The 26159-nt window shown below is 58.0% G+C and carries 26 protein-coding genes; 24 read left to right on the top strand and 2 right to left on the bottom strand.

The window, feature by feature from the left end; translation table 11 throughout:
- Window positions 1-33: 33 nt before the first annotated feature.
- The 20 genes from BUB44_RS06840 (at window position 34) to BUB44_RS06740 (ending at window position 20775) form a co-directional block, all read left to right on the top strand.
- Window positions 34-1548: an SLC13 family permease gene (locus BUB44_RS06840; RefSeq protein ID WP_073164499.1), complete on the top strand. Its 1515-nt coding sequence runs from the start codon at window positions 34-36 to the stop codon at window positions 1546-1548.
- A 366-nt stretch (window positions 1549-1914) separates the two neighbouring features.
- Window positions 1915-3567 (top strand): IS1634 family transposase, encoded by a 1653-nt coding sequence (locus tag BUB44_RS06835; protein ID WP_073164496.1) that lies wholly within the window; start codon window positions 1915-1917, stop codon window positions 3565-3567.
- A 41-nt stretch (window positions 3568-3608) separates the two neighbouring features.
- On the top strand, window positions 3609-4163 hold the full coding sequence (locus tag BUB44_RS06830) for a CBS domain-containing protein (RefSeq protein ID WP_073164493.1): 555 nt from the start codon (window positions 3609-3611) through the stop codon (window positions 4161-4163).
- Window positions 4164-4402: 239 nt separating this feature from the next.
- A complete protein-coding gene (locus tag BUB44_RS06825; RefSeq protein WP_073164490.1) occupies window positions 4403-5716 on the top strand; it encodes a sulfite exporter TauE/SafE family protein in 1314 nt (437 codons plus the stop codon).
- Window positions 5717-5744: 28 nt separating this feature from the next.
- Window positions 5745-6452 (top strand): hypothetical protein, encoded by a 708-nt coding sequence (locus BUB44_RS06820; protein ID WP_073164488.1) that lies wholly within the window; start codon window positions 5745-5747, stop codon window positions 6450-6452.
- A 290-nt stretch (window positions 6453-6742) separates the two neighbouring features.
- Complete coding sequence (locus BUB44_RS15370) at window positions 6743-6916, top strand: hypothetical protein (protein ID WP_157832958.1); 174 nt, start codon at window positions 6743-6745, stop codon at window positions 6914-6916.
- A 226-nt stretch (window positions 6917-7142) separates the two neighbouring features.
- On the top strand, window positions 7143-7571 hold the full coding sequence (locus tag BUB44_RS06815) for a YwiB family protein (RefSeq protein ID WP_242655883.1): 429 nt from the start codon (window positions 7143-7145) through the stop codon (window positions 7569-7571).
- Between the two features lie 8 nt (window positions 7572-7579).
- On the top strand, window positions 7580-9256 hold the full coding sequence (gene argS, locus BUB44_RS06810; RefSeq protein ID WP_073164568.1) for an arginine--tRNA ligase: 1677 nt from the start codon (window positions 7580-7582) through the stop codon (window positions 9254-9256).
- A gap of 46 nt (window positions 9257-9302) precedes the next feature.
- A complete protein-coding gene (locus tag BUB44_RS06805; protein ID WP_073164565.1) occupies window positions 9303-9464 on the top strand; it encodes a XapX domain-containing protein in 162 nt (53 codons plus the stop codon).
- A gap of 218 nt (window positions 9465-9682) precedes the next feature.
- A complete protein-coding gene (locus BUB44_RS06800) occupies window positions 9683-11293 on the top strand; it encodes a CTP synthase (protein WP_073164486.1) in 1611 nt (536 codons plus the stop codon).
- Window positions 11294-11349: 56 nt separating this feature from the next.
- A complete protein-coding gene (gene sppA, locus BUB44_RS06795) occupies window positions 11350-12324 on the top strand; it encodes a signal peptide peptidase SppA (RefSeq protein ID WP_027355910.1) in 975 nt (324 codons plus the stop codon).
- 3 nt (window positions 12325-12327) lie between these two features.
- On the top strand, window positions 12328-13044 hold the full coding sequence (locus BUB44_RS06790; protein WP_027355909.1) for a Yip1 family protein: 717 nt from the start codon (window positions 12328-12330) through the stop codon (window positions 13042-13044).
- Between the two features lie 108 nt (window positions 13045-13152).
- On the top strand, window positions 13153-13560 hold the full coding sequence (locus BUB44_RS06785; protein ID WP_027355908.1) for a response regulator: 408 nt from the start codon (window positions 13153-13155) through the stop codon (window positions 13558-13560).
- 39 nt (window positions 13561-13599) lie between these two features.
- On the top strand, window positions 13600-14121 hold the full coding sequence (locus BUB44_RS06780; protein ID WP_073164483.1) for a hypothetical protein: 522 nt from the start codon (window positions 13600-13602) through the stop codon (window positions 14119-14121).
- A 231-nt stretch (window positions 14122-14352) separates the two neighbouring features.
- The gene (locus BUB44_RS06775) at window positions 14353-15213 is read left to right on the top strand and encodes a class II fructose-1,6-bisphosphate aldolase (RefSeq protein ID WP_027355907.1); all 861 of its coding nucleotides are present in this window, start codon (window positions 14353-14355) and stop codon (window positions 15211-15213) included.
- 89 nt (window positions 15214-15302) lie between these two features.
- Complete coding sequence (gene fsa / locus BUB44_RS06770) at window positions 15303-15950, top strand: fructose-6-phosphate aldolase (RefSeq protein WP_027355906.1); 648 nt, start codon at window positions 15303-15305, stop codon at window positions 15948-15950.
- Between the two features lie 21 nt (window positions 15951-15971).
- A complete protein-coding gene (locus BUB44_RS06765) occupies window positions 15972-16427 on the top strand; it encodes a DUF2062 domain-containing protein (RefSeq protein WP_073164480.1) in 456 nt (151 codons plus the stop codon).
- A gap of 246 nt (window positions 16428-16673) precedes the next feature.
- Window positions 16674-17990, top strand: a complete 1317-nt coding sequence (gene rho, locus BUB44_RS06755) for a transcription termination factor Rho (protein ID WP_027355903.1) — start codon at window positions 16674-16676, stop codon at window positions 17988-17990.
- A gap of 269 nt (window positions 17991-18259) precedes the next feature.
- Window positions 18260-19153: a peptidoglycan DD-metalloendopeptidase family protein gene (locus BUB44_RS06750; RefSeq protein ID WP_051617822.1), complete on the top strand. Its 894-nt coding sequence runs from the start codon at window positions 18260-18262 to the stop codon at window positions 19151-19153.
- A 371-nt stretch (window positions 19154-19524) separates the two neighbouring features.
- Window positions 19525-20775 carry a radical SAM family protein gene (locus BUB44_RS06740; protein ID WP_242655882.1) on the top strand — a complete coding sequence of 417 codons (1251 nt, stop codon included), beginning with the start codon at window positions 19525-19527 and terminating at the stop codon, window positions 20773-20775.
- Here the strand turns inward: BUB44_RS06740 and BUB44_RS06735 are convergent.
- On the bottom strand, window positions 20753-22069 hold the full coding sequence (locus BUB44_RS06735) for a diguanylate cyclase (RefSeq protein ID WP_051617820.1): 1317 nt from the start codon (window positions 22067-22069) through the stop codon (window positions 20753-20755). The two genes, BUB44_RS06740 and BUB44_RS06735, sit on opposite strands and share 23 nt — an antisense overlap.
- Window positions 22070-22247: 178 nt before the next feature.
- Between BUB44_RS06735 and rpmE the strand changes: the two genes are divergently transcribed.
- From rpmE to prmC, 4 genes are all read left to right on the top strand, one after another.
- Entirely contained in the window at window positions 22248-22448 is a 201-nt protein-coding gene (gene rpmE / locus BUB44_RS06730; protein ID WP_013824439.1) for a 50S ribosomal protein L31, read from the top strand.
- A gap of 84 nt (window positions 22449-22532) precedes the next feature.
- Window positions 22533-23435, top strand: coding sequence for a DUF1385 domain-containing protein (locus BUB44_RS06725; RefSeq protein ID WP_027355901.1), 903 nt, complete (start codon window positions 22533-22535; stop codon window positions 23433-23435).
- The gene (prfA, locus tag BUB44_RS06720; protein ID WP_027355900.1) at window positions 23398-24471 is read left to right on the top strand and encodes a peptide chain release factor 1; all 1074 of its coding nucleotides are present in this window, start codon (window positions 23398-23400) and stop codon (window positions 24469-24471) included. Before BUB44_RS06725 ends, prfA begins: the two co-directional genes overlap by 38 nt.
- A 16-nt stretch (window positions 24472-24487) precedes the next feature.
- Window positions 24488-25360, top strand: coding sequence for a peptide chain release factor N(5)-glutamine methyltransferase (prmC, locus tag BUB44_RS06715; RefSeq protein WP_073164477.1), 873 nt, complete (start codon window positions 24488-24490; stop codon window positions 25358-25360).
- On the opposite strand, the gene BUB44_RS06710 is transcribed toward prmC, so the two are convergent.
- Window positions 25357-26040 carry a nickel/cobalt transporter gene (locus BUB44_RS06710; RefSeq protein WP_083543140.1) on the bottom strand — a complete coding sequence of 228 codons (684 nt, stop codon included), beginning with the start codon at window positions 26038-26040 and terminating at the stop codon, window positions 25357-25359. The genes prmC and BUB44_RS06710 overlap by 4 nt on opposite strands.
- Window positions 26041-26159 lie beyond the last annotated feature (119 nt).

Raw genomic sequence — 26159 nt, 5'->3', positions numbered from 1 at the left:
GGGAATCTGCGGCAAAGCGGCCGGGGTCGAGATATGGGTAAGCGGAAAATTTTTAACCTGGATGATTACCGGAAAAGGGATGCTGTGGCCGGGCCCGACCAGCAGGGAAAAAGAAGGGGTAAACTCTCCTTTTACGTGTTCCCGGGTTCCATCAGAGGACTGCTGAAGGAGAGAAAGTGGCTCCTGCTGGCCCTGCTGGTAATGGCTCTCATCTGCCTGCTGCCTGCTCCCCGGGGCCTGACGGTGGAGGGCAAGTACGCCCTGGGGCTCTGGGTTTTTGTCATCATCTGCTTCCTGACGGAAGCCATTCCCCTGCCGGCAACGGCCATTATTATCGGGTGCTACCAGGTTTTCACCGGCCTGGCCGGTTTCCGGGATGCCCCCCGCGCTTTTATGGACGACGCTGTAATTTTCATCATGGGCGTGTTGATGATGGGGGCCATGCTGATGAAATATAACATTCACAACCGGGTGGCCCTCTTTGTGCTCAAGCTATGCGGCACCCGCATTGAAAGGGTTATCCTGGGAATTGTGGCCTTCTGTGCTTTTAGCGCCGGTTTTATCACCGAACATGCTGCGGTAATGATCATGCTTCCCATCGGGGTGGGAATTGTTTCCCTGAGCGGCGGATATAAAAAGGTGCCCAACCTGGCCAAGCTGGTCATGCTCTCCATTGCCTACGGGGTGATGATCGGCAGCGTTGCCGCACCTTCCGGGGGTGCCCGCAATGCTTTGATGCTGGGCCTGCTGAGCAGCCTGAATATAAACATTGGTTACGGGCAATGGATGCTCATGGTTATGCCCTTCACGCTGGTCATGATTCCCGTGGTCAGCTACTGGTTGCTGAACCTCTTCACCCCGGAGGTCAAGGACCTTTCCGGTATCGTGCAGGCTATCAGGGAGGAAATGGAAGCCAGTGGCCCCCTGACCGTCCAGGCCCGGCTGGCCCTGGCTATTTTCCTGGCCGTGGTGGTCGGCTGGATCTTCGCCAGCCACCGCTACGGGGTGGGTACCATTGCCATGACGGGCATACTGCTGGCAGTGGTCCTGCACCTGGTCGACTGGAGCTACCTGCAGCAAAAAACGCAGTGGGGGGTGGTCCTGCTTTATGCCGGGGCCATCTCCATGGGTAAAACGCTCATTTCAACCGGGGCTGCTTCCTGGCTGGCCGGGCAGTTCCTGCACCTGGCGGAGGTAGCCGAGGTGAGCCAGGGCCTCTCGCTGCTGGCGGTTACCGCCACGGTAACCGCCCTGGTGACCAATACCATGGCCGACGGGCCAACGGTGGCTGCCCTCGGTCCCATCTTTTTGAAGGTGGCCGAACTTTCCCGGACCTCTCCCCTGGTAATCGGCGTATCAACTTCCCTGGCCTCGGCCTTTTCTTATCTCCTGATCATTGCCACTCCCGCCAACGCCATAGTTTACGGCCCGGGATATTTGGAGGCCCGGGATTTTTTAAAGGCCGGCGGAGTGCTCTTTCTGGTTTCCTTGCTCCTTACCGTAGCCCTGCTTGGCAATTTCTGGTGGAGGATTCTGGGGCTGTGGTAGGATGGAACGGACTTTTCTGAAAATTGTAGCTTTGGAAAATTACTTAGTGATTTATTGCACAAATCGATGGCCTGTGCTATACTTTTATAACAAGGAAAGGGTATAAAAAACGAATGTGAATATATGCACAACCAGGGTTGCTGGTGAAAAACGTAGTGTACATGCGTGGTGAAAATACCGGGGAAGACCGGGTTGCAGGCCGGTTACAGAAAAACGAGGGTAGGGACTAAACGTGCATGTGAATAATATAACAAGCCTGCATAAACGCGTTATGGCGTGGTGACAAAAACCCCGGCGCCGGGTGCCGGCCCGGTACTGGTAAGGCACATATACTGCTCAGCCGGGTTGACTTGGGGGTGATATCCCGTGTTCTTCCGGAAAGTTACCAGCCGCAGCGGGGGAAAGGAGTACACGTACTTAAAGCTTATTGAAAACTACCGGGAAGGAAATAAGGTTAAGCAGAGGGTAATCGCCAACCTGGGCAACCTGGAGAATCTGACGCCGGAAAAGGTGGAGGGATTAATTAACGGCCTGGCCCGTATTTGTGGCGTCCAGCGGCGGCCTGCCAGCATAGAAGCCCGGAAGGTGCTGCGCTTCGGTGAAGTGCTGGCCCTGCACCGGATCTGGGAGTTGCTGGATGTTAAGGGTGCCGTGGAAGCGGCTTTTTCCGGTAAAAAGATTGAGCCCGATACCGCCCTGCTTCTGGAGCTGATGACCTTAAACCAGATTATCAATCCCCCGAACAAACAGGCCCTCAGTGAATGGTACCGGTGCCTGTACTTCCCCGAGGCACAGGGCAAGGAATTCCTGGAGCAGCACTTTTACAGGGTGCTGGAAAGTGTGGCCGGTGTGAAGGATGAGCTGGAGGTGGAACTATTCCGGAGACTGGGTACCATTACCCGGCTCAGCCGGGAGTTGGCCTTCTGCCTGCTGACCACGGCCACCGTTGAGCCCGCTCCCCCGGGCGAGCTGCAGCATTCTGCCTATGGCCGGTACTTTTTGCAGCTGCCGCAGGAGGAACTGCGCGTATACCTGGGGATCATGGTCAGCCGCGAGGGAATGCCCATCGGCTGCCGGATCCTGAATGAAGTACCCGACGAGGGGGATTTCCGGGAGATCATCCACCGGCTGCGGGATGCTCATGGCACCGGGCAGTGCATATTTGTGGGAGATCGCCGCCCCATGTCCGTCCCCCACCTGGAGGTTTTGATGTCCCACGGTTATCCTTACCTGGTGCGCCGCAGGGTACGGTCGGAATGGGAGCTGGAACTTTGTGAGCGGGAGCTGGTGGAGAACCGGGCGGGGTTCAAGGAAGTTGACGAATCCCTGTGGTACAGGGAAGTGGTGGAAGGGGGGGTGCGTTACCTGGTATGTTACAGCCCGGCTGCGGCAAGGGAAAAGATTGGCGTCCTGACCGAACGTCTGGCCAGGGTGGAAGGCGAATTGCTGAAACTTCAAAAGAACCTGGCTGCGGAAAACCGTGCCGGAAGAAAGAACCTTCTCAAGAGCGCTGTCATATTGAGGGATAAATACTGCCGCCGTTATTTTGACTGGCATTTTAACGAAACTACCGGGGAATTGACCTGTCGGCGCCGGGAAGATGTGATAGCGCGGGAGAAAAAAACGGCGGGGGCATTCCTTCTGGAGACCAGCACGGATCTGCTGGAGGGTAAAGAGCTGCTGCTTTCCTACACCCGGTTGAACCAGCTCGGGGAGTTCTTTAAACAAATCCGGAATTTTGAGTCCCGGTCGGGGGAATTTTACCGTGAGCGCAACCTTTCCGCCAGCATCTTCGTCTGCCTGCTGGCGGCCGTGCTGGAGAAAACCCTGGAATACCTGCTGAGACGGGCGGGCATTGCCCTGACTTCCCGCCAGGCCCTGGAATTGCTGGAAGAAGTGAAGGTAGCCGTCAACCGGGTGGATGACGTGGAGTTAAAATCGGTCACCAGCGTGGAAAAAAATCAGGCGGCGATCCTGCAGGCCATAGGGGTTTCCGACCCCGGGGCACTGGTGGTCTGAGAACACCGAGCTGCTGTTCCCGTGGAAAGGAGGTGCACCCGGTGGAAAAGAAGGTTGGGGAGCTCATGGTGCCCATTATGGAATTGGCCACGGTGGATGGGGAGTCAACGGTAAGAGAGGTCGTGGCAGCTCTCAAGGTCTGCCGGCGATATCCGGTGGTTTTGGTTACGGAAAATGGGAAGATTGCCGGGATGATCGGGATGAAGGAGGTTCTCCGCGGGTTGAACCCGGTGGCCTTTAAGAAGGATGCGTATGGCGGCTGGGTCGTCAACCCGGAGTGGACGGAACCGGTGCTGCTGGCAGGTTGCTTTCAGGAGCGCTGTGCAGACCTGGCCGAACGCCCGGCCAGGGAGATCATGATGCCCGTTTCGCGCCAGCTTAAAGTTCAGGACAGTGCGCTTAAGGCCGCCCACGTTATTATCAGAAACGCCCAGGATCCGGTAGCCGTCTGGGAAGGGGACCGGCTTGTGGGGGTGGTAGGGATGAAGGAATTATTTGCAGAAATTGTACGTGAACTGGAAGTTAAAGGCGGACGGGGCAAGGTTATTTTTGCAGACCGCTTCCGCCGGAAAGGAAGCCTTAACATTACGGGGTAGTGACAATTATTTACCCAGTATAGTGAAACTTTTCACAAGCTGGACTGCAGTAACCGGCCGGCAAACAGCCGTGGGTTTTCGGATCTTGTCACCACAGGTTGTGGTGCCAAAAGGAGAGGGGGTGAGATGGGCGGTACGGTAGCGGGTTAAAACCGTCCCGCCGGCAGGGGGTAAAGGAGATCTCCGAAAGCGGAAACGGTCAGACTCCAATCGTGTGGAAATTTAAGGGGGTATCATCCATGTTTAAACGGCTTATTGGCGGCGGACTGGCCGCGGGCGAATTCCTGACTGCCCTGTCCAGGAAACAGGCCCAGTGGGAACTGGAAATGAGCCGGGTGATTCTGGGCCGGCGCTGGAAACTCCTGCTGGTGGCGCTGTTCCCCGTTCTTCTGGGCCTGGGGATGGAGATGGCTGCGGCGGCCGGTCTGCCCGAACACCTCGGCGGGCATAAGGCCTATATGCCCAGCTTTGCCACCACCGAGATGTTTGTGGGCTCCATCTTTATAGGCATCATGGCTGGATTGATTACCGGCGTTATTGGTGCGGGCGGCGGCTACGTCCTGACCCCGGCGCTGATGAGCATCGGGGTGAAAGGGATTATGGCCGTGGGTACCGACCAGTTCCACCTCTTTGCCAAGGCAATCATGGGTACGGTTATCCACCGCAGGATGGGTAACGTGAACTTCTGGATTGCTGCCTGGTTTGTCCTGGGTTCCGTAACCGGGGCCTCCGTGGGCGGTGTGATCAACAGGGCCATTTACCAGAAAAGCCCCGCTTTAAGCGATGCTTTCATCAGCGCGGTATACGTGTTCATGCTGGGTATTCTGGGATTTTACGCCCTGGCGGACTGGCTCAGGATGCGTAAAGGTATCACCGGCGGAACCAGAACATCAGGTGCCGATGCCACCACCAGGTTTGCCCGGTGGCTGCAGTCCCTTCCCTTGAAACCGCGGGTAAAGTTCGATGAGCACATTGTTCCCGGCGGCCGGAGCATCGCCGTGTATCCCATTATCATCTGCGGCTTCATCGTCGGCTTTGTCGCCGCCATCATGGGTGTGGGCGGTGGCTTCCTGACCTTCCCCATGATGGTATACGGCCTGGGTGTATCCACCTTCACCACCGTGGGCACCGATATATTACAGATTATCTTTACCACCGGTTATTCTTCCATCACCCAGTACGCCATTTACGGCTACGTATTTTACACCGTGGCCATGGGCATGCTCCTGGGTTCCCTGGTGGGTGTGCAGATGGGTGCCCTGGTAACCAGAATGGTGAAGGGGGTTACCATAAGGGCCTTTTACGCCCTGACCATCCTGGCCGGCTTTGTGAACCGCGTCTGCGCCCTCCCGGGCAAGCTCAATGAAGTTGGCTGGATCAGCGTAAACAGCTCCACCGCTACCCTGATTAACACTGTAGGTACGGTGATCTTCTTTGCCCTGGTAGGTATTTTCTCGCTGTGGATCCTGGCCGTGTTCTTCAAGGGCGCCGGCAAGATCCGGGAAGCCGAGCGGCAGGCCCTTACGGCCGGCAGCGCGGGCCTGGGGCATTAAGGCAGCCTGGATAAAGGGGTGAACCGGCATGATAATTAAGAAGAGGGAATTCTTTATCGGTGTGGTGCTGCTCATCTCCTTCACCGTGGTTCTGGTTGTTATGTTGAGCCCGGTAATGAACGGCAAAACCGTAATTGGCTACGCCGACGATCTCTTTAACGAGTTAACCAAAGGCTCGACCTATTACATTCCCGATCTCATGAGCAGGGCGGAAAATTTTGAAGGACAGAATTTCCAGGTGACCCTGGAGGCTGCAGGTCAGGAAGAAGCGGCAAAAATGAACAGCCTTTTTACAGCCGCCGGGGCCATGGTGGCGGTGCAGGAGCAAACACTTACGGTCAGCGGTGACCTGGGCAAAATAGCCCGGGCGGCACTGGCCGATGCCGATGCGGAGTTCAATAACCGGGGCGAAGAAATCAGCAGCCGTTACGGTATCCCATCCCGGGAGGCCATTTACTACTGGTGGAACCTGTTCAAAGCCCTGGAGAAGAAATACAAGCTGGAGTCCCGTTCCGGTGAAATGTCCTTCGCCGGTTCGGTAATGACCAAGGGGCTGGAACCCGCCTACAACTTTGAGGGGATTCCATCCTCCCGGGTGGCGGATAAAGCGGGGGTAACCACATTCATGCTGGCCTTTTACGTCATCTACACCATCTGGTACGGTTTTGCCGTGATGCTCATTTTTGAGGGCCTGGGCATATCGGCTTCCGCACACGGCGAAAAGGCAGAGGCCTGAGCAGCCTGCTGCGGCCCTGCCCGGGCCAGCGGTGATGGTGAAAATAAGGAAGCAGGAAATGGTATGAGAAGCGGTGCGCGGAGCACCGCTTTTTTTGTGCATGTGATATCATTCTTTTTGTCATCCGGCTATTGATTTCTGAATATTTCGAGCTATAATAATGTCAACAGGGCGGAAAGGGGGTACCCTTCGCCAGGCGTGTCTGTTGTCACTACAGCAAACCCTGTTCTTGTCACTACCGTTTCCAGGCGGGGAAACCCCAAATTCAACGGGAAGAGGGGGACGGGAAAATGCACAAAAGCCAATCGTCTTCGCTGCGGGAGGATCCCCGCTGGCTGGTTAACCTGGGCCTGGCGGTGGATATCCTGGGCGTGGGTACCATATCCAGCATGACCGCATTGCTTTTGCTCAAGGTGTTTATGAATGATTTGTATAACAATGTGGTGACTTTTTTCCTCCGCTAACCGGCGGCCTGCGGGCAGCAGGCCCGGCCCGGCGGAACGATATCCAGACCCGAAACAGGCGCCAGCGCCTGTTTTTTGCTTTTTGCCTGCGATTATGGTCCCGCACCGGCCTGTTACCGGCCCGGCGCGCAAAAAATAATCCTTTTAAACCTGGAGGAAAACAGGATATAATATTTAAAATTAGCTTTTAAGATGCCCTGCCCGGCTCTTAAGGGGAAAGGAATGATTGGTATTGCGCAAAGAGGTGCTGGTAACCATCCGCGGGACGCAGACCAATGACCTGGGGGAGCGGGAGACCATTGAAATGGTAACAAAGGCCAATTATTATCAGAAAAACAGGTCCTTTTACATCATTTATAATGAATCTGAAATTTCCGGCCTGGCCGGAACCACCACTTCGTTAAAGGCCGAACCCAGCCGGGTTACTTTGAACCGCATGGGTACGGCCGAAGTGAAGCAGGTTTTTGAAGAAGGGATTCACCATGAAACCAGTTATGTAACGCCTTACGGGTCCATGTGGATCCGGGTCCTGCCCTGGAAGGTGGAGGTGGACTTGACAGAGGTGGGCGGAAGTATTAATCTGGAATACGAGCTGGAGTTATGCCGGCAGAGAATTGGTTACAATGAATTATCCATTACCGTACAGGAGGTCTAGCTTTTTTGATGAAGGGAATAGTCCAGGAAGTGCGGGAACACCTGGCCGGTGCCCTGGAGAGGGCACTGGCTTCTGCTGTTAGCAGGGGCTTATTACCCGCGGTTGAGATACCGCCCTATGTGCTGGAAGTGCCCCGGGAAAAGGAGCACGGTGATTTTGCCACCAACCTGGCCATGCTCCTGGCCAGGCCGGCCCGTCTCGCGCCCCGTAAGATTGCCGGGACCCTGGTGGCACATCTGGATCTGACCGGGATCCCGGTGGACAGGGTGGAAGTGGCCGGGCCCGGCTTTATTAATTTCTACCTGGCCCCCCGGTGGGCGCTGGCCGAGCTGCCCCGCATCATAGCCGCCGATCACGACTACGGCCGGGTGAACCTTGGGCAGGGCCAGCGGGTTCAGGTGGAATTTGTCAGCGCCAACCCTACCGGGCTGTTACATATGGGCAATGCCCGGGGGGCGGCCCTGGGAGACAGCATTGCCGCCCTGCTGGATTTTGCCGGCTACCGGGTCACCCGTGAGTATTATATTAATGATGCCGGCAACCAGATTGAAAACTTCGGGCGGTCCCTGGAGGCCCGTTATTTCCAGCTTCTCGGCCTGCCCGCCCAGGTGCCCGAGGAAGGCTACCACGGGGAAGACATTATCGATACGGTAAGAGGTTTTGTGGAGCGTTTTGGGGACCGTTACCTGCAGGCCACGGAGCAGGAAAGGCGCCAGGCGCTGGCTGATTATGCCCTGAAAGAAAAGCTGGCGGCCATCAAAAAGGCCCTGGAGGATTTCGGGGTTCATTACGACGTCTGGTTTTCGGAAAAATCCCTCCATGAATCGGGGGCGGTGGAGGAGACCATCAATATCCTGCGCCGCCGGGGTTACATTTATGAATACGAGGGTGCCCTGTGGTTTAAGGCGACGGAGTTCGGGGCGGAAAAAGACGAGGTTCTGGTGCGCAGCAACGGCATACCCACCTACTTTGCGGCGGATATTGCCTACCACAGGGACAAATTCCGCCGGGGCTTTGAGCGGGTGATCAATATCTGGGGGGCGGATCACCACGGCCATGTGGCCCGTATGAAAGGGGCGATGGCCGCCCTGGGTTATGATCCCGAAGCCCTGGAAATAGTGATCATGCAGCTGGTGCGTCTGTACCGGGGCGGCGAACTGGTACGCATGAGCAAGCGTTCCGGCCAGTTCGTTACCCTTGAGGAGCTGGTGGAAGAGGTCGGCAGGGATGCAGCGCGCTACTTTTTCGTCATGCGCAGTGCCGACAGCCACCTGGATTTTGACCTGGACCTGGCCCGGGCGCAGACCAATGAGAACCCGGTTTATTACATCCAGTATGCCCATGCCCGCATATGCAGCATTCTGCGCCAGGTGGACGGGTCACTCCCCCCGGCCGAACAGGTGGACCTGGACCTCCTGAGGGAAGAAGAGGAGCTGGCCCTGGCCCGCAGGCTGGCTGATTTTCCCGAAGAGGTGGCCCTGGGGGCAAAGGATCTGGCTCCCCACCGCATGGCCCGTTATCTCCATGAAGTGGCCGGGCTGCTGCACAGTTTTTACAACAGCCACCGGGTAATCACCGGTGATGAAGCCATGACTGCCGCCCGGCTGGTGCTGGTGGGCGCCACCCGAATTGTTTTGAGGAACGGACTGCGCCTGCTGGGCCTCTCCGCGCCGGAGAGAATGTGAATGGGTTTACCCGGCCGCAGGCGGGATGGGAGAGTGTGTTTACTTGTTGAAAGAAGCTGTTCTGGCATTGATCACGGGTATTGTGGTCGGTGCGGCCTTTGCCTGGTTGAAGCTGCCTGTGCCCGCACCCCCAACCCTGGCGGGGGTTATGGGGGTGGTGGGCCTTTTTCTGGGTTATATTCTGGTGGCCCGCCTGCTTAACCGTTAAATTCTGTTGACATGATCTGCTACCACGGCTAGAATAGGATAGGTACAGGGTGAGTCCTGATAACCTGAAGGTAAGTACCTGCCTGCCGGTGCCTGTTGCATGGGGCTGCAGGCCGCTTTTTTAAAAAAACTGGCCGTGGCTCTTTTGATGCCCGGAATTAGAGAGGAATTATAGAATTCATAAAAAATCTAGCCATAATTACTGGACAGGAGGCTATCATGGCCAAATTTATTTTTGTCACCGGTGGAGTAGTGTCGTCCCTGGGCAAAGGTATTACCGCCGCTTCTCTGGGCCGCCTGTTAAAAAGCCGCGGCCTGAAAGTGGCCATTCAAAAACTGGATCCCTACATCAACATTGACCCGGGAACCATGAGCCCCTACCAGCACGGGGAGGTTTTTGTCACCGAGGATGGTGCGGAAACCGACCTGGACCTGGGTCATTATGAACGTTTCATTGATAGCAATTTGAGCCGCAGCAGTAACGTGACTACCGGAGGCATATACTGGTCGGTGATCACCAAGGAACGGCGTGGCGACTACCTGGGTGCCACCGTACAGGTGATCCCCCACATTACCAACGAAATAAAGGAAAGGATCCTGCGGGTGGCAGCCGAGTCCAACCCGGACGTGGTAATTACCGAGATCGGCGGCACCGTGGGCGATATCGAATCCCTGCCCTTTCTGGAAGCCATACGCCAGCTGCGCACCGACCTGGGCCGGGAGAACGTCATGTACATCCACGTCACCCTGGTACCTTACCTCAAGGTGGCCAACGAGTTAAAAACCAAGCCCACCCAGCACAGTGTTAAAGAGCTGCGCAGCATCGGTATTCAACCCGACGTGATTGTCTGCCGGACGGAAAAACCCCTTTCCCGGGAGATGGAGGAAAAAATAGCCCTCTTTTGTGATATTGACCCCCGGGCGGTAATCCAGGCTGTGGATGCCCCTTCCATTTATGAGGTGCCCCTGATGCTGGAGAAGGAGGGGCTGGGGGAAATAACGGTGGAACGACTGGGCCTGCAGTGCCATCCCCCTGAACTGTCCGATTGGGAGGACATGGTCAACCGCATGAAAAACCTGCGGGAGAAAGTGGTCATCGGCCTGGTGGGCAAGTATGTTTCCCTGCCCGATGCCTATTTCAGCGTGGCCGAGGCCCTGCGCCATGCAGGGCTCCATCATGGTGCGGCGGTGGACATTCGCTGGATCAATTCCGAGGAACTGGAGCGCAGGCCGGTTGAAGATTACCTCCTGGAAGTGGATGGCATACTGGTCCCCGGAGGTTTTGGGGACCGGGGTATCGAGGGAAAAATTAAGGCCATCCGGTATGCCCGGGAGAGAAAGGTTCCCTTCCTGGGCATATGCCTGGGCATGCAGCTGGCGGTGGTGGAGTATGCCCGCCATGTCCTGAACTGGGCTGGAGCCAACAGCTCCGAGTTTGATCCCCGGACACCCTATCCGGTAATTGATTTATTACCCGAGCAAAAAGAGCTGGAACGCCTGGGTGGAACCATGCGCCTGGGCCGCTATCCCTGCCGTCTGGTTCCCGGAACTCTGGCCTACAAGGCCTACGGGGAAGAAATAATTTACGAGCGGCACCGCCACCGTTACGAATTGAACAATAACTACCGGGATGAATTGTCCCGCGGGGGGCTTGTCTTCAGCGGCCTGCGTCCCGATGGCTACCTGGTGGAAATTGTGGAGCTGCCGGGGCACCCCTGGTTCCTGGGCACCCAGTTTCACCCCGAGTTTAAATCCAGGCCGAACCGGCCCCATCCTCTCTTCCGGGACTTTGTGGGCGCTTCCCTGGCTTTCCGGGGGAAACGGGTCTGATCCCTGCATGATATCGGCCGGCCGGGTAAAAATAGCCCTGTGGGAGGTTTTCCGGTATGAAAAAAAGGTTTATTGCCGCCGCGGTGTGCCTGGCAGTGCTGCTTTCCCTGGGTGCCGGGCTGGTGAGCGTTTTAGGCCGGGCGGACGGCAGGATAAGGGTTGCCGGGAATACCGGAACGGTGGCCATTATTGCCATTAACGGCACCATTGTCAGCGGCCGGGCCGGCGCGGGGCTTTTCAGTACGGGAACCGGTTCGGAAGAAGTAATGGAGCAATTACGCCGGGCATCCCGGGACCCGGCCATTAAAGCCGTGGTTTTGCGGTTGAACAGCCCGGGTGGTACCGCCGCCGGGGCCCAGGAGATTGCCGCGGAAGTGGACCGGCTGCGTAAAAGTGGCAGGAAAGTGGTGGCCTCCATGGGTGATACCGCTGCATCGGGGGCTTACTGGATTGCCAGCCGTGCGGATAAAATTGTGGCCAACCCCGGCACCCTGACCGGCAGCATTGGTGTAATCATGCAGACCCAGGACCTGCAGGGCCTCTACGGCAAGCTGGGCATCAATACCCGCACCTTCAAAAGCGGACCGTACAAGGATATGGGTTCACCAAACCGGCCGGTGACCCCGGCGGAGCAGGACATCTTTCAAAGTATGGTGGACGACATATATGATCAGTTCCTGCATGCTGTTTCCGAGGGCAGGAAAATGGACCTGGACCGGGTGAGGGAGCTGGCCGACGGGCGGGTATATACCGGGCGCCAGGCGCAGAAGCTGGGGCTGGTGGATGAGCTGGGCAACCTGAGGGATGCCGTGCGCCTGGCCGGGCGTCTGGCCGGCCTGGGCCCCGAGCCCGCCATCACCGAATTGGGTCCCCGGGGCATCTGGCCGCCCGGTTTCCTGGCCGGAACCTTTTCCCCCTTCAGGGGCAGCGGTAATTCCGACCTGCCAACGGCCATCTGGCTGATTTGCCCTCCCTGCCTCCCTCCCGTTACGGATGGTGATGAACTTGTGTTTCCCCCTTCCCGGGGATAAGTTATGGAGGTGATCCAGGTGGAAGAGTATACCGGAACTTCCGGCGAGACCACAATCCCCGGTGAAGGCAGTCCTGCTGCCCCTCCGGAGTCACCCCCGGGCTTTCTTGATCTAATCTACGGTGTTTTTTTTGAACCCCGTTCTACTTTCCGGCGGCTGTCAGCCAATCCGCCCCTTGGCCTGGCCGTTATAATCTTTACCCTGGTCAACCTGGCCGGCGCCCTTGCCGGTGGGCTGATGGGCTATCATTTAAGCATGCAGGCCGTTCCTCCTTACATGGGCATGCACTGGCTGACCCCGGTTGCACCCATGATGGCGGTGGCGGGATTGATTTTCCAGTACATAAAGTGGGTGGTGGTAAGCGCCCTCCTTTACCTTACTGCCAGTTTGCTGGGCGGGCAGGCCAGGGCTTCCGGGGTTCTGACCATAACTGCCCTGGCGGCGCTGCCGGGGCTGCTCATGATCCCTGTGGATGTGCTGCTTTACCTGTTCAACGTCCGGGGAACGGGCCTTACCGCGGTCACGGCTGTTTTGGGGCTGGCTGTTTTCCTGTGGGGTGTTGTCCTGGTAGTCCTGGGGCTGATGGAGATGTACCGGTTTTCCGCCGGCCGGGCTGTGCTTGTGGTATTGCTGCCCCCGGCCGTAATTGTCCTGAGCGGGATAGTCCTGCTGGTGATCTTTGCGGCGGGTATTTCTTCCCTTTTACCGCTGGCCGGCTGAAGGTGAAAAAAATTTCCCTCCCGGGAGGGATTTGGTACCCCCTGCCGAATCAGTACATTAACGCATCGCATTTATGGGGTGAAACAGTTTCAGCGGGGGTGTGGCTGGATGGCGGATTGCCGGTATTATTTGCTGGTGGTGGACGATCAGGCCGGAGTACGTCGTATGCTGCAGGAGGCCCTAAACGATGAGGGCTATGAAGTGGTGTCGGTAGCTTCCGGGCCTGAGGCACTCCAGAAAGTTAAACAGGGCGGCATAGACCTGGTGCTGCTGGATATGAAAATGCCCGGTATGAGCGGGCTGGATGTTCTTCGGGAAATCCGCAGGTTAAATCCGGATCTGCCGGTAATTTTAATGACTGCTTATGGAGAATATGAACTGCTTGGCGAGGCCAGGACGCTGGGAGTCAAGCATTATGTAAGCAAGCCTTTTGATCTCCAGGAGGTACGTTATTTCGTCCGGGCCCTCCTCGCGGACAAGCGCCCGGTCAGGAGCTATCTGGAGGTCATAGGCTAAAGATACTGCACAGGCAGGTTTAGTGGGGGCTTGGTTTGCGTGATTATCAATACCCAGACGACCCTGGTTATGCGGTGTCCGGAATGCGGCAAGCTGGAGCGTCATGAGGTTTCCCGGTTTGCCCTGGCAGGTGCCCGCTCCTCCCTGCATATCCACTGTTCCTGCGGTGCCCTCAAGTCTTCCTTCGTTGTGCGGCGGAAGAGGGTGTACATAGAGGTTCCCTGCGTGGTCTGTGGGTCGAGCCACACATCCCTGGTCACGGCCCGTGCGTTGTGGTCGAGGACCGATAATATCGAGCTGTTTTGTCAGGTTACCGGCCTGGAGCTGGGGTATCTGGGAGTACAGAGCCGGATGAGGGATCAGGTTTATCTGGGAAATACCCTGGATGGAATGGATTTCCTGGCGGACGGTTTCTTCCATAACCAGGAAGTGATGTCGGCAGTTATAAGACATTTGCATAACCTGGGCCGGGAAGGAAGAATTTACTGCGAATGCGGCAACCAGCATATTGATGTGGATGTCTTTCCCGATCGCCTGGAGTTGCACTGCAGGCGCTGTTAAAACTATTATATAGTATACGCGGAAACCAGGCAGGATCTGGACGCCATAGAGAGGGCCTGGAAAATCAAGCTGAGCCGGCATACCTGCGGATGCTTCGGTAGCCCTCCGGATAAACCCCACCATAACTGGTAATGCCAGAGCCGGATAAGGAATGATGGAAAAAAGGAAGAGCCATAAATAATATTTTTCCCCCCGGGGGATAATGGAAATAAAAAGAAAGGGGGAGGGAAATTGCCCCTTGTCCCGGTAAGCGTCCTGCTCAAGGATGCCGCCGCTGAAGGTTATGCTGTCGGAGCCTTCAACTGCAATAATATGGAAATAGTACAGGCCATCGTGACGGCGGCGGAAGCGGAAAAGGCCCCGGTAATCCTGCAGGCGAGCCAGGGTGCTATCAAATATGCCGGTGTTGATTATATTGCGGCCATGGTGCGGGCAGCCGCCCGCAGAGCCAGGGTACCGGTGGCGCTGCACCTGGATCACGGTACCAGTTTTGACCAGGTGGTCTGCTGCCTTGTAGCCGGCTTTACTTCCGTGATGATTGACGGTTCCCACCTGACCCTGGAGCAAAACATTGCCCTGACCCGCCAGGTGGTGTCCGTGGCCAGGCCGGTGGGTGCTTCGGTGGAAGCCGAACTGGGGAGAATAGGCGGTGTGGAAGACGATATTGCCGTTGATGAACGGGAAGCCTTCTTCACCGATCCCGGTGAGGCCCGGTATTTTGTCGAGCAAACGGGAGTGGATTCGCTGGCCGTGGCCATTGGTACGGCCCATGGCCGCTATAAGGGCCGGCCGCAGCTGGATTTTGCCCGCCTGGCCCGGATCAGGGAACAGGTGTCCGTTCCCCTGGTCCTGCACGGAGCTTCCGGTGTACCCGACGATGATTTAAAGGAAGCCATCCGGCTGGGGGTACGCAAGATCAACATTGATACCAATATCCGGGAATCCTTTGTGGAAGCCATCCGGCGCAGGCTTGCTGAAGACCCCCGGGAAATTGACCCCCGCAAGATCCTGGGTCCGGCCCGGGACGCGGCGGTGGAAACAATCCGGGAAAAGATGAGGGTCTTTGGCTGCTCCGGAAAGGCTAAATGGTAAGGCCGGCTTATTTGAACCCCCGCGGCGCTCCCCTGATGAATTTTGCAGAAATAAGACAGCATTATGGCTGAGTTCGAGGAGGACTGTTCATGCAGCTTTTTCTGGATACTGCCAATGTGGAGGAGATCAGGAAAGCGTACGCCCTGGGTGTAATCAGCGGTGTAACCACCAACCCGTCCCTGATTGCCAGGGAGGGCCGGGATTTTGCTGAAGTTGTCCGGGAAATCACCACCATTGTGGACGGGCCCATCAGTGCCGAGGCGGTGAGCCTTGATGCTGAAGGCATGATTGCAGAGGCGGAGGAACTGGCCGCCATCCATCCCAATATTGTGGTTAAAATACCCATGACCGCCGAGGGGCTCAAGGCGGTAAAGGTCCTGGCGACCAGGGGGATCAAAACCAACGTAACCCTGGTCTTTTCAGCCAACCAGGCTCTCCTGGCGGCCCTGGCCGGGGCTACCTATGTCAGTCCCTTTGCCGGCCGCCTGGATGATGTGGGCCACGACGGGATGGAGCTGATCCAGGAAATCATGGCCATTTACAGCAACTACGATTTCCCCACCAAAGTAATTGCCGCCAGTATTCGTCATCCGGTGCACGTAATCCTGGCCGCCCGGGCCGGGGCAGATATTGCTACGGTGCCCTATAAAGTTTTGATGCAAATGCTCAAGCATCCCCTGACGGATGCCGGCATTGAAAAGTTTCTGGCCGACTGGGCCAGGGTACCCCGGAAATAAACCTGCTGTCTTGCGGTGGTAATGCGTATAAAAGAGAAGATCCTGTGCTGGAAAAACAAAATCGTGGTAGAATATTATCACAAAATAATGGTCCTTCCCGGGGCACCGCATAAAATTGCCCATGGGGTTGCCCTGGGGACGGCCCTGGATTTTTTTCCCATACCTTTCATCAGCATCCCTGTGGCCTACCTTCTGGCCCGCTGCTTGAAGGTAAATGGTGTTGCTGCCGCCCTTGCAGCTGCATTTTTCAAATGGGCCGTCCCCTTTTTTTACATCCTCAATTACCTGGTGGGCAATGCTGTAACCGGTTGCAGCGTGGCGGTGGAAACCGGTACCGGGGGGTCCCTTCCCACCCTCAAGCAGCTGAGTTACCCCTTTTTTGTGGGGGCGGCCATAAATGCTGCTGCGGCGTGGCTGTTGATTTATTTCCCCGTCCGCCGCATCCTGGAAATGCGGCGGACCACCAAACACCCATAAATGTACACACCCTCCTCATAAATTCAAAACCGGCCGGTTGTTCTCCCTGTAATTATTTTCTTTTCCCTTTTGCCTGGCTGTATTACCCTTTATTGTATTCCGGAGTACAAGTATTGCGGCTGCTTGAGCAGCAATATACTCCTTTAGCGAGCATATCCTTTTGAGTTTTGGTTCCCGCAGTTCCGGGAAGGCAGGGGCGGGAAGCAATTTATTTTCCATATCGGGATGGAAAGGAATGGATGTAATGTGAATTATTCGGAACTCGAAAGCAAAACCATGCAGGAGTTATATAAAATAGCGCGGGAGCTGGAGCTTACCGGCTATTCCCGCCTGCGCAAGCGGGAGCTTATTTTTGAGATCATTAAAGCCCAGGCGGAGAAAAACGGGTTAATTTATGCCCAGGGAGTGCTGGAGATCCTCCCTGACGGCTACGGTTTCCTGCGGCCTTTTCAGTACCTGCCCAGCCACGATGACATCTATGTATCTTCCTCCCAGATCCGCCGCTTTGACCTGCGCACGGGGGACCTGGTAGCCGGGCAGGTGCGCGGGCCCAAGGAAAACGAGCGCTACTATGCCCTTTTGCGGGTGGAACAGGTGAACGGTGTCGATCCGGAGAAAGCTGCCGAGCGATTGCACTTCGACGGCCTCACCCCTCTCTACCCCCAGGAGCGGGTTCGCCTGGAGACCGAACCGGACAGAATTGCCACCAGGATCATTGATCTGGTGGCTCCCATCGGTAAGGGGCAGCGGGGGCTGATTGTGGCACCGCCCAAGGCGGGCAAGACCATGCTGTTAAAAGAGATTGCCAACAGTATCACCCGGAACCACCCGGAGATAAACCTCATTGTGCTTCTCATCGATGAGCGGCCGGAAGAAGTTACCGATATTGAACGCTCGGTGAAAGGCGAAGTGGTGAGTTCCACCTTTGATGAGCCGCCGGAAAATCATGTGAAAGTGGCGGAGATGGTGCTGGAGCGGGCCAAACGACTGGTGGAGCACAAACAGGATGTGGTGATCCTCCTGGACAGCATCACCCGCCTGGCCCGGGCACACAACCTGGTCATTCCCCCCAGCGGCCGCACTCTTTCCGGTGGTGTGGACCCGGCAGCCCTGCATAAACCCAAGCGGTTCTTCGGTGCTGCCCGCAACCTGGAAGAAGGCGGCAGCCTGACCATACTGGCCACCGCCCTCATCGAAACGGGCAGCCGGATGGATGATGTAATTTTCGAGGAGTTCAAGGGTACGGGAAATATGGAGCTTATTCTGGACCGCCGCCTGGCTGAGCGGCGCCTTTTCCCGGCCATCGATGTACAGCGTTCCGGCACGCGCAAGGAAGAGCTGCTGCTGTCCCGGGATGAACTGGAGTGGATCTGGTTTTTCCGCAAAGCTACCGTGGGTATGGCCCCCTGGGAGGCCATGGAGATGCTCGTGGAGCGGATGAAAAAGACCAAAACCAACGAAGAGCTCCTCCGCCTCTTCCGCGCGGCCCGTAAAAGCGGCCCGGTGGTCCCTCCTGACAGGCCTCCCGACGTGCGCCGGGATATTTCCCCCGAAAGCCAGTGACAGTTCGCGCCATGCGCAAATAATCAATTAAAATTTGTTTCCCCGGTTGGGGTACGGCGTTGTCCTGAGCCTGCGACTTTGCGGAGCCCGGTAACAGCACCCGCCGAAGCGCGCGGTGATAACGCCTTGCCTTTATGCCTTAATCCTTGCGTCCCATGTATAAAACTGCCCCCCTGCTGGCAATCCTCTTTTTTAGACTGCTTGATTACAAAATGGCGGTGCGTTTTGAAAGCGTTCCGCCGGGAAGCAGCTAAAGGAGAGGACTGCATATGGATGAGTTAGTTAAGAAAGGTCTGGGTAAATTAGGTATATTACTGGTAGGGGGGACCATTCTGGTGGCCAGCCTGCTGCCGGGGGTGTCTTCTTATGCCGCCCCCGATGAGGCCATTCTCAGCGGCAGCTACGGCATTCTTCATCCAGTGGAAGAGGAATCGCCGGCAGTTGAACGGCAGGAGTACCGGGTGCAGCCGGGTGATACCCTGGAGAGCATAGCCAGCCGTTACGGCCTGCCGGTATCTGCCCTGCAGGAGATAAACGGCATCCGGGACGCCGACTTCATCGTGGAAGGGCAGGTGCTGCAGGTACCCGCCCGGGTGGTGGCCCATACGGTGTTGCCGGGAGAAACCCTCTCGGAGATATCCCGGCGCTACTGCGTACCCGTATCCCGGCTGGTGGCCGTTAACGGTTTAACAGACCCCGATGCCCTGTTCCCGGGTCAGGAGGTTACCGTACCTGTTGCCTGTGACGGGCCGGAAGCAGGAGCTGTTATCCCGGCCCTGCCCGTGGGCCAGCTATCCTGGCCCGTAATGGGGTGGGTAAGCTCCCCCTTCGGCTGGCGGGACGGCCGGCCCCACGAGGGGTTGGATATAGCTGCTGCGGAAGGTGAGCCCATCCGGGCGGTACGTTCCGGCCGGGTCGCTTTCGCCGGCCCGCGGGGTACTTACGGCAATACGGTCATCATTGACCACGGGGACGGGCTGGAAACCCTTTACGCCCACGCCCTTCAGGTGCTGGTGGAGCCGGGGCAATGGGTGGAGGCCGGGGAAGTGATCGCCCTGGTGGGCAGCACCGGCCGGTCCACCGGTCCTCACCTGCACCTGGAGGTGCGCCTGAACGGTATACCCTACGACCCCATGTTATGCCTCACCCGTACCAGAGTTTAAAGGCCCGCCTCTTTTGCGGGCCTGCTCGTGAACAGGCTCTTAATGTGCCCTGGTTTTACTCGTCGCTCCCGGTCGTTTCGCTGGCCGGGCCAAAAGGCCCCGGCTCCGGTCTTCGGCGGGTACCGGCCACATTCACACCTCCTGTGTTCAGGTGGCCTCCGCGGACATCCTGTCCGCGGCACGGGCCTGGCCCGGCAGCGCTCACTCCAGGTCGCTCCTGCGGTAAAACCAGGGCACATCCCCGAAGTATTTTGTCTAAATGCTGGAGGCCCGCTTCTTTTGCGGGCCTGTTCAAATTGTTGACCTGCTCCTCCCCCTTGCCTATAATGGAAGCATGGTTTAAGAGCCTGTCTTTCGCGGAGGTTTTTTTCGTGTATCGTCTGGTATATGCCGATTACCGGGGGCGTTTTTACGATCATCCTGAAATGGCCGCAGCCGGGCGGACCGGGGACTGCTTTGTGGAGATAACCCCTTCCGAGATGATGCCCCTGCCCCGGGGCGCTTCCCTGGTGCTCATTCCCGCCGGCAGCCCGGTGGGGCTCGACCGGCGGGGCAACTTTGTGCTGGTAGAAAGGGTAAGGGGGAAGGCCGCTTATGCGGTGGCTGCCCTTCTGCCCCAGGGTTACACCCGTACCCTCCTGCCGGCTTACCGCCGGCCGGCGGGGGAAAAGCCCCTGCCCCTCCTGGGTTACACGGCAGTGGCCTGGCATAAAGGAGGGCTGTGGGTGGCGGCCCGGCAGACGGATGATCCTTACCGCTGGGATCCCGTGCACTTCAACACCCCGGAACTGGATGCTCTGATTACCGCGCGCCTGCGCCGCCATCCCGGCAATCCCGTCCTGGCCGGGCTGGCCCGCTGTGCCCGGGAATACTCCTGCTTTACCGCCCAGAACATTTTTTACCGTCGCTGGGAGGGAGGGCTGCCCGTTTCCCCCCGCTGCAATGCCCGCTGTCTGGGGTGCATTTCCAGACAGCCGCCCGAATGCTGTCCTTCGCCGCAGGAGCGGATCCCATCCGCCCCTCCGCTGGAAGCGGTGGTGGAAGTAATGGAGGAGCATTTGCGCCGCGCCTCTGGCGCGATTATCAGCTTCGGCCAGGGGTGTGAAGGGGAACCGCTGCTGGCTGCCGGAATCATTGCCGCCGCCACTTCCCGGGTGCGGCGGCGGGTATCCCGGGGAACGATTAATATAAATACCAATGCCGGCCATACCGCCGGCATGGAAGAGGTTATCGCCGCCGGGGTGGATTCTATCAGGGTGAGCCTGATCAGCGCCAGGCCGGGTATATACTGGGCCTACCACCGGCCCCGCGGCTACGATCTCGGCGATGTGCGCCGCTCCATCCTGCTGGCCCGGCGGAGCGGGGTGTTTGTTTCCCTGAACCTCCTGGTGCTGCCCGGCCTGACCGACCGGGAGGAGGAAATGGAGGCTCTTCTCACCTTTGTCGAGGAGACGGGGGTGCAGATGGTGCAGCTGCGCAATTTAAACATCGATCCCGATTATCTCTTTAACCACCTGCCGCCGGCCCGGGGTGAGCCGGCCGGTATCGGGGAACTCGTCAACCGGCTGCAAAAGGTCCCGGGGCTTACGGTGGGGAATTTCAGCCGGGAGGTGCGGCCATAGCAACCCGGTTGCGGCCTTCCCTTTTGGCCCGGTACATGGCCCGGTCGGCGGCCAGGAGGAGCTCTTCCGCGTCCCGGGCGTGGTCCGGATATACCGCCACCCCCAGGCTGATGGTCAGGCACCCCCCCGGTTGTTTCTCACGGTGGGGGAAGGGGTGCTGTTCCACCATCCGGCGCAGTTTCTCTGCCGCGGTAAGTGCCCCGTCCTGACCCGTCTGGGGCAAAAGGATGATGAACTCTTCACCCCCGTAGCGGTACACGGTGTCCACATTTCGAGTATGGGCAACAAGCAGGGCGGCCAGTTGCTGCAGGACCTCGTCCGCGGTCAGGTGGCCGTTGGTATCGTTGTAGTTTTTGAAATAATCCACATCGGCCATGATTAAGGCCAGGGGGGTGGAGTAGCGCCAGGCCCGGGAAATTTCCCGTTGCAGGTCGAGAGCCAGCTGGCGCCTGTTGTAGAGGCCGGTCAGAGGATCCCGGCTGGCTTCCCGGGCCAGGGTGTCCATCAGCTGCTTGCGCCGGAGCAGGGAGCGGGTGCGGACCAGCAGTTCCTCCCTGTCCACCGGCTTGTATAAAAAATCATCTGCCCCGCACTCCAGGCCGCGAATTCTATCCTGTTTTCCCTGACGGGAGGTGATGAATACCAGCGGGATATCTTTTAAGCCCGGGTTCTCTTTCAGGCGGCGGCAGACTTCAAAACCATCCATCCCGGGCAGGATTACATCCAGGAGGATCAGGTCGGGCTTCTGCTGTTTGGCCAGCAGCAGGGCCTGGGCACCGTCGGCGGCGGTGATTACTTCCATACCTTCACCGGCCAGGTACCCGGCCAGGATCCTGCGCTGCAGGGGGCTGTCCTCCACCAGCAGGACCCGGCTTTTCCCGCGGGGAGCCAGGGGCTGGTCGGCCAGCTGCTTTTCCAGCTGCCGCAGGGTGGTCACGGATCTCAGCCGCGCCGCCAGTTCCACCCGGCTTACGGGTGTGTGCAGGACCTCGTCCACCCTTAACCAGGGGTGGCTGGTAAAATTGTCCCGGGAACTGGTGACAAGAATTACCGGGAGTTTATTGCCCTCTTCCTGTAAAAATGATTCCAGGCAGCCGGCATGGGGCTGTGGTTTTAGGGGCTCGAAGATGAGCACGTCGGCCCTGTGCTGGCGGAGGAGCTCAACGGCTTCCTCTTCCCGGGCGGTGATGAGCAGGTTGTACAGGTCGTATTCCAGCTGGGAAGCCACAGCCGAGATGGTTTCCCGGTTGCCGGATAGGAGCAGTACCAGGGGATGCGGGGTGGAACCTGTCAAATAAAAAACCTCCTGCAGGAAGGTTGGTGATGAATATCAGTTTTACCTGACATTAACATATCATGTAATATCTATGCTCTTCAAGTGATTTAACCTTGCTCCATATTATACACTATGTTATAATGATTGAGCATGTAATTTACGATCATGATGTGCTTTTAAGCGAGGTGATTTTCCGGTGAAAGAAGGCATTCATCCCAAGTACGGGCCGGCGAGGGTGATCTGCGTCTGCGGCAATACTTTTGAGACCGGCTCCACCAAAAAGGAGCTCAGGGTAGAAATCTGTTCCAAGTGTCACCCCTTCTTTACTGGTTCCCAGCGCACGGTGGAGACCAGGGGAAGGGCCGACCGGTTCCGTAAAAAATATGGCTTGAAATAGGTAGCAGAGCGGGCGCTCTGCTATTTGCTTGGAGGCGTGTGCTGCCCGGGTATTTTCCTCCAGCTCGGGTAAGGGGAGAGGACAATGGGCAATTTTCAATACGGCGGGCAGGCTGTTATTGAGGGTGTGATGATGCGGGGGCCGGCTTTAAGAGCAGTGGCAGTACGCCGGCCCGATGCCACCCTGGTTCTGGATACCAGGCCCGTGGGTTCCCTGGCGGCCCGTGTTCCCCTGTTGAAATGGCCTTTCATCAGGGGGGTGGTGGTGCTGGTTGAATCCCTGGTTATGGGCCTGGAAGCCCTTTCCTTTTCAGCCAGCCAGGCTGTGGAAGAAGAGGAAGAACTGACCACCCGGGATATTATTTTAACCCTGGCCGTTGCCCTGGCCCTGGGGATATTTTTATTCGTGGTTCTTCCCGCCGGCCTGGCCCACCTGCTGGCCGGATTCCTGCGGGGCCCCTTTCTCCAGAACCTGGTTGAAGGGGTGATCCGGCTGGGAGTCTTTCTCCTGTATGTGGTATCCATCGGGATGCTGCCCGATATCCGGCGGGTTTTTCAATATCACGGGGCCGAACACAAGGTGATCAACGCTTACGAGGCCGGGGATGAGCTCGTGGTTTCCCGGGTGCAGCAATATTCCACCTTTCATCCCCGTTGCGGCACCAGCTTTATCCTGATTGTGCTGGTGGTGAGCATATTCCTGTTCTCCCTGCTGGGCGAGCAGGTTCTCTGGTGGCGGGTAACTTCCCGCATCCTGTTGCTGCCCCTGCTGGCGGGGGTTTCCTATGAACTGCTGAAGCTATCGGCCAGGTACCCCCGGTTCTTTCTGTGCCGTCTTTTCATCATTCCGGGCCGGTGGCTGCAGGGCTTGACCACCCGGGAACCCGACGACGACCAGGTGGAGGTAGCCATTGCCGCCCTGGGTGCGGTGCTAGGAGGTGATGCCAGGTATGCTGGAAAAGCTGGACAGCCTGGAGCAGCGTTATGAGGAACTGGGCAGGCTTATTGCCGACCCGGAAGTAATGAACGACCGGCAGCGCTGGCAGCAGTATGTCAAAACCCACGCCGAGCTGGAAGAGATTGTTGCTGTCTACCGGGATTATAAAAAGGTATGCCGGGATTTCCAGGAGGCAAAGGAACTTCTGCGTGAAAAACTGGATCCCGATTTCCGGGAACTGGTGGAAGCGGAACTGGAAACCCTGGAGGAAAAAAAAGAGGAACTGGAACATAAATTAAAGGTTCTCCTGCTGCCCAGGGACCCCAATGATGAGAAGAACGTGATTATGGAAATTCGGGCCGGTACCGGGGGTGAAGAGGCGGCGCTTTTTGCTGCCGACCTGTTCCGGATGTATACCCGGTATGCCGAGCGCCAGGGCTGGAAAATTGACCTGATGAATACCAGCTACACCGACCTGGGCGGGATTAAGGAGATCATTTTTCTAATAGAAGGCAAGGGCGCCTACAGCAAGTTGAAGTTTGAAAGCGGTGTGCACCGGGTGCAACGGGTTCCCGCCACCGAATCGGGGGGACGCATCCATACTTCCGCGGCGACGGTGGCCGTCCTGCCGGAAGCTGAGGAAGTGGAAGTGGAGATCAACCCCAATGACCTGCGGATAGATGTCTTCTGCTCCACGGGGCCCGGGGGGCAGTCGGTGAATACGACCCAGTCGGCGGTTCGCATCACCCACCTGCCCACAGGAATTGTGGTTTCCTGCCAGGATGAAAAAAGCCAGCATAAAAATAAAGAGAAGGCCATGCGGGTCCTGCGGGCCCGCCTCCTGGACCGGCTGCAGGAGGAGCAGCAGCAAAAAATTGCCTCCGCCCGCCGTTCCATGGTCGGCACGGGGGACCGCAGCGAGCGGATCCGCACCTATAACTTCCCGCAAAACCGGGTTACCGACCACCGGATTGGCCTGACCATCCACCGGCTTGAGGATGTTCTCATGGGTGAACTGGATGAAATTATCGATGCCCTGGTGACTACGGACCAGGCCAGGCGCCTGCAAGAGGCGGACAGCGCCTGAACGGGGAGGAAACAATATGAATATCGCTGCTGCCCTGGCCCGGGCCAGGGCCTTTTTGCACCGGAAGGGAATTGAGGCTGCTGCCCTGGAGGCGGAGGTGCTCCTGGCCCACGTTCTGGGTACGGACCGTGTGGGTCTGTACCGGGAAGCCCACCGCACCTTAACCCGGGAGGAAAGGGTAAGATTTGAGGAAATGCTGAGCCGGCGCGCCGCCGGCGAGCCGGTGGCCTACCTGACGGGCCACCGGGAGTTTATGGGACTGGACTTCCTGGTCACCCGGGATGTGCTCATTCCCCGCCCGGAAACGGAGCTGCTGGTGGAGATGGCCCTGGAAATTCTGGGCAGGGGGGACGTCCCCGGGGAGCCCCTGCTTGCCGATGTGGGAACGGGCAGCGGGGCCATTGCCGTCAGCCTGGCCCGCTACCTGGCCCGGGGTACGGTTTATGCCACCGATATTTCCCCGGCAGCCCTGGCGGTGGCTGCCGAAAATGCCCGGCGGCACGGGGTAACCGGCCGCATTGTTTTTCTCTCCGGAGACCTGCTGGCCCCGGTGCGGGAAATACTTCCCCCGGGCAGCCTGGTCCTGGTGGCCGCCAACCTGCCCTATATACCATCGGCTGATATTGGCCGGCTGATGCCGGATGTGGCCTGCTACGAGCCGCACCTGGCTTTAGACGGCGGTGCGGACGGCCTGGAGCTCTACCGCCGCCTGGTTCCCCAGGCCCGGGAGTTACTGGTGCCGGGCGGGCACCTGCTTATGGAGATAAGTCCCGGCCAGGTTTCCCTGCTCGGCCCCCTGTTCCCGCCGGATACCTGGCAGTACCGGGTGCACCGGGATCTGGCCGGCCGGGAGCGGCTGGTGGTGGCACGGAAGAAGGCGCCTTTTTAGGGCAGGGCCGTCCACACGGTTAAAAGGCCGGTAAAAAAAATCAGCAGGCCGCTGGTTACCGTGAGCCAGCGCCAGCTGCGCTGTCCCAGCATGTTCTGGGCCAGGTGGGAAAGCTTGACAAATAATAATCCCACCCCCACCAGGGCCAGCGCGCCACCCAGGCCGAAGGCCAGCACCAGGCCCAGTCCCACCAGGGGTGTGCCGCTGCCAATGGAGAGAAGCATTACGGTCAGGGCCCCCGGGCAGGGGAAAAGCCCGTTTGTAATTCCCACCAGCAATACACCCCAGCGGTCCCGTCCAACCCCGGCCCCCGCGGGCAGGTGCACCCTGTGACCGCAGTGCGGGCACCTGTTTCCCCGGTAGAAGAGCAGGCGCAGGCCGATGAAGGCAATGAGCAGGCCGGAGATCAGCCGGAGCCAGACTTCCAGTTCCTGCCGGGGTACCCCGGCTGTTGCCACGGTGAACCAGGTGACCCAGCGGGCGCCCAGGGCCAGGATCATAACCACCAGGGTGTGGGTGATGGCCGTGATCAGCCCCAGGAGCAGCGCATCAACAGCCCGTCCCCGGGAAATAACCAGGTAGGCCCCCATGATGCTCTTCCCGTGACCCGGTTCCAGGGCATGCAAAAGGCCCAGGGTAAAGGCTGATAAATAGGTGATCCCGAAAGACAAGCCCCTCACTCCGAACCCCGAATTTCCGGACGTTATTGTTATAAAACATATAACCGGCTGGTAGTTTTTAGAACGGGCCGCGTAAAATTTGAGCAGGAGCCCGGGTGCTGGCCGGAAAACAGGTGGAA

Origin of the sequence: Desulfofundulus australicus DSM 11792, assembly GCF_900129285.1 — a bacterium.
Taxonomy (GTDB): Bacteria; Bacillota; Desulfotomaculia; order Desulfotomaculales; family Desulfovirgulaceae; genus Desulfofundulus; species Desulfofundulus australicus.
The sequence above is the reverse complement of the archived record's forward strand: the minus strand, read 5'-3'. Positions and strand labels throughout refer to the sequence as shown.

What these genes read in the sequence shown, in the direction of transcription:
- BUB44_RS06840 (WP_073164499.1), top strand. Translation starts at nt 34, where the DNA reads ATGGGTAAGCGGAAAATTTTTAACCTGGATGATTACCGGAAAAGGGAT.
- sppA (WP_027355910.1), top strand. Translation starts at nt 11,350, where the DNA reads ATGAAAAAAAGGTTTATTGCCGCCGCGGTGTGCCTGGCAGTGCTGCTT.
- BUB44_RS06725 (WP_027355901.1), top strand. Translation starts at nt 22,533, where the DNA reads ATGGGCAATTTTCAATACGGCGGGCAGGCTGTTATTGAGGGTGTGATG.
- BUB44_RS06825 (WP_073164490.1), top strand. Translation starts at nt 4,403, where the DNA reads ATGTTTAAACGGCTTATTGGCGGCGGACTGGCCGCGGGCGAATTCCTG.
- argS (WP_073164568.1), top strand. Translation starts at nt 7,580, where the DNA reads ATGAAGGGAATAGTCCAGGAAGTGCGGGAACACCTGGCCGGTGCCCTG.
- prfA (WP_027355900.1), top strand. Translation starts at nt 23,398, where the DNA reads ATGCTGGAAAAGCTGGACAGCCTGGAGCAGCGTTATGAGGAACTGGGC.
- prmC (WP_073164477.1), top strand. Translation starts at nt 24,488, where the DNA reads ATGAATATCGCTGCTGCCCTGGCCCGGGCCAGGGCCTTTTTGCACCGG.
- BUB44_RS06785 (WP_027355908.1), top strand. Translation starts at nt 13,153, where the DNA reads ATGGCGGATTGCCGGTATTATTTGCTGGTGGTGGACGATCAGGCCGGA.
- BUB44_RS06750 (WP_051617822.1), top strand. Translation starts at nt 18,260, where the DNA reads ATGGATGAGTTAGTTAAGAAAGGTCTGGGTAAATTAGGTATATTACTG.
- fsa (WP_027355906.1), top strand. Translation starts at nt 15,303, where the DNA reads ATGCAGCTTTTTCTGGATACTGCCAATGTGGAGGAGATCAGGAAAGCG.
- BUB44_RS15370 (WP_157832958.1), top strand. Translation starts at nt 6,743, where the DNA reads ATGCACAAAAGCCAATCGTCTTCGCTGCGGGAGGATCCCCGCTGGCTG.
- BUB44_RS06800 (WP_073164486.1), top strand. Translation starts at nt 9,683, where the DNA reads ATGGCCAAATTTATTTTTGTCACCGGTGGAGTAGTGTCGTCCCTGGGC.
- BUB44_RS06790 (WP_027355909.1), top strand. Translation starts at nt 12,328, where the DNA reads ATGGAGGTGATCCAGGTGGAAGAGTATACCGGAACTTCCGGCGAGACC.
- BUB44_RS06820 (WP_073164488.1), top strand. Translation starts at nt 5,745, where the DNA reads ATGATAATTAAGAAGAGGGAATTCTTTATCGGTGTGGTGCTGCTCATC.
- BUB44_RS06765 (WP_073164480.1), top strand. Translation starts at nt 15,972, where the DNA reads ATGCGTATAAAAGAGAAGATCCTGTGCTGGAAAAACAAAATCGTGGTA.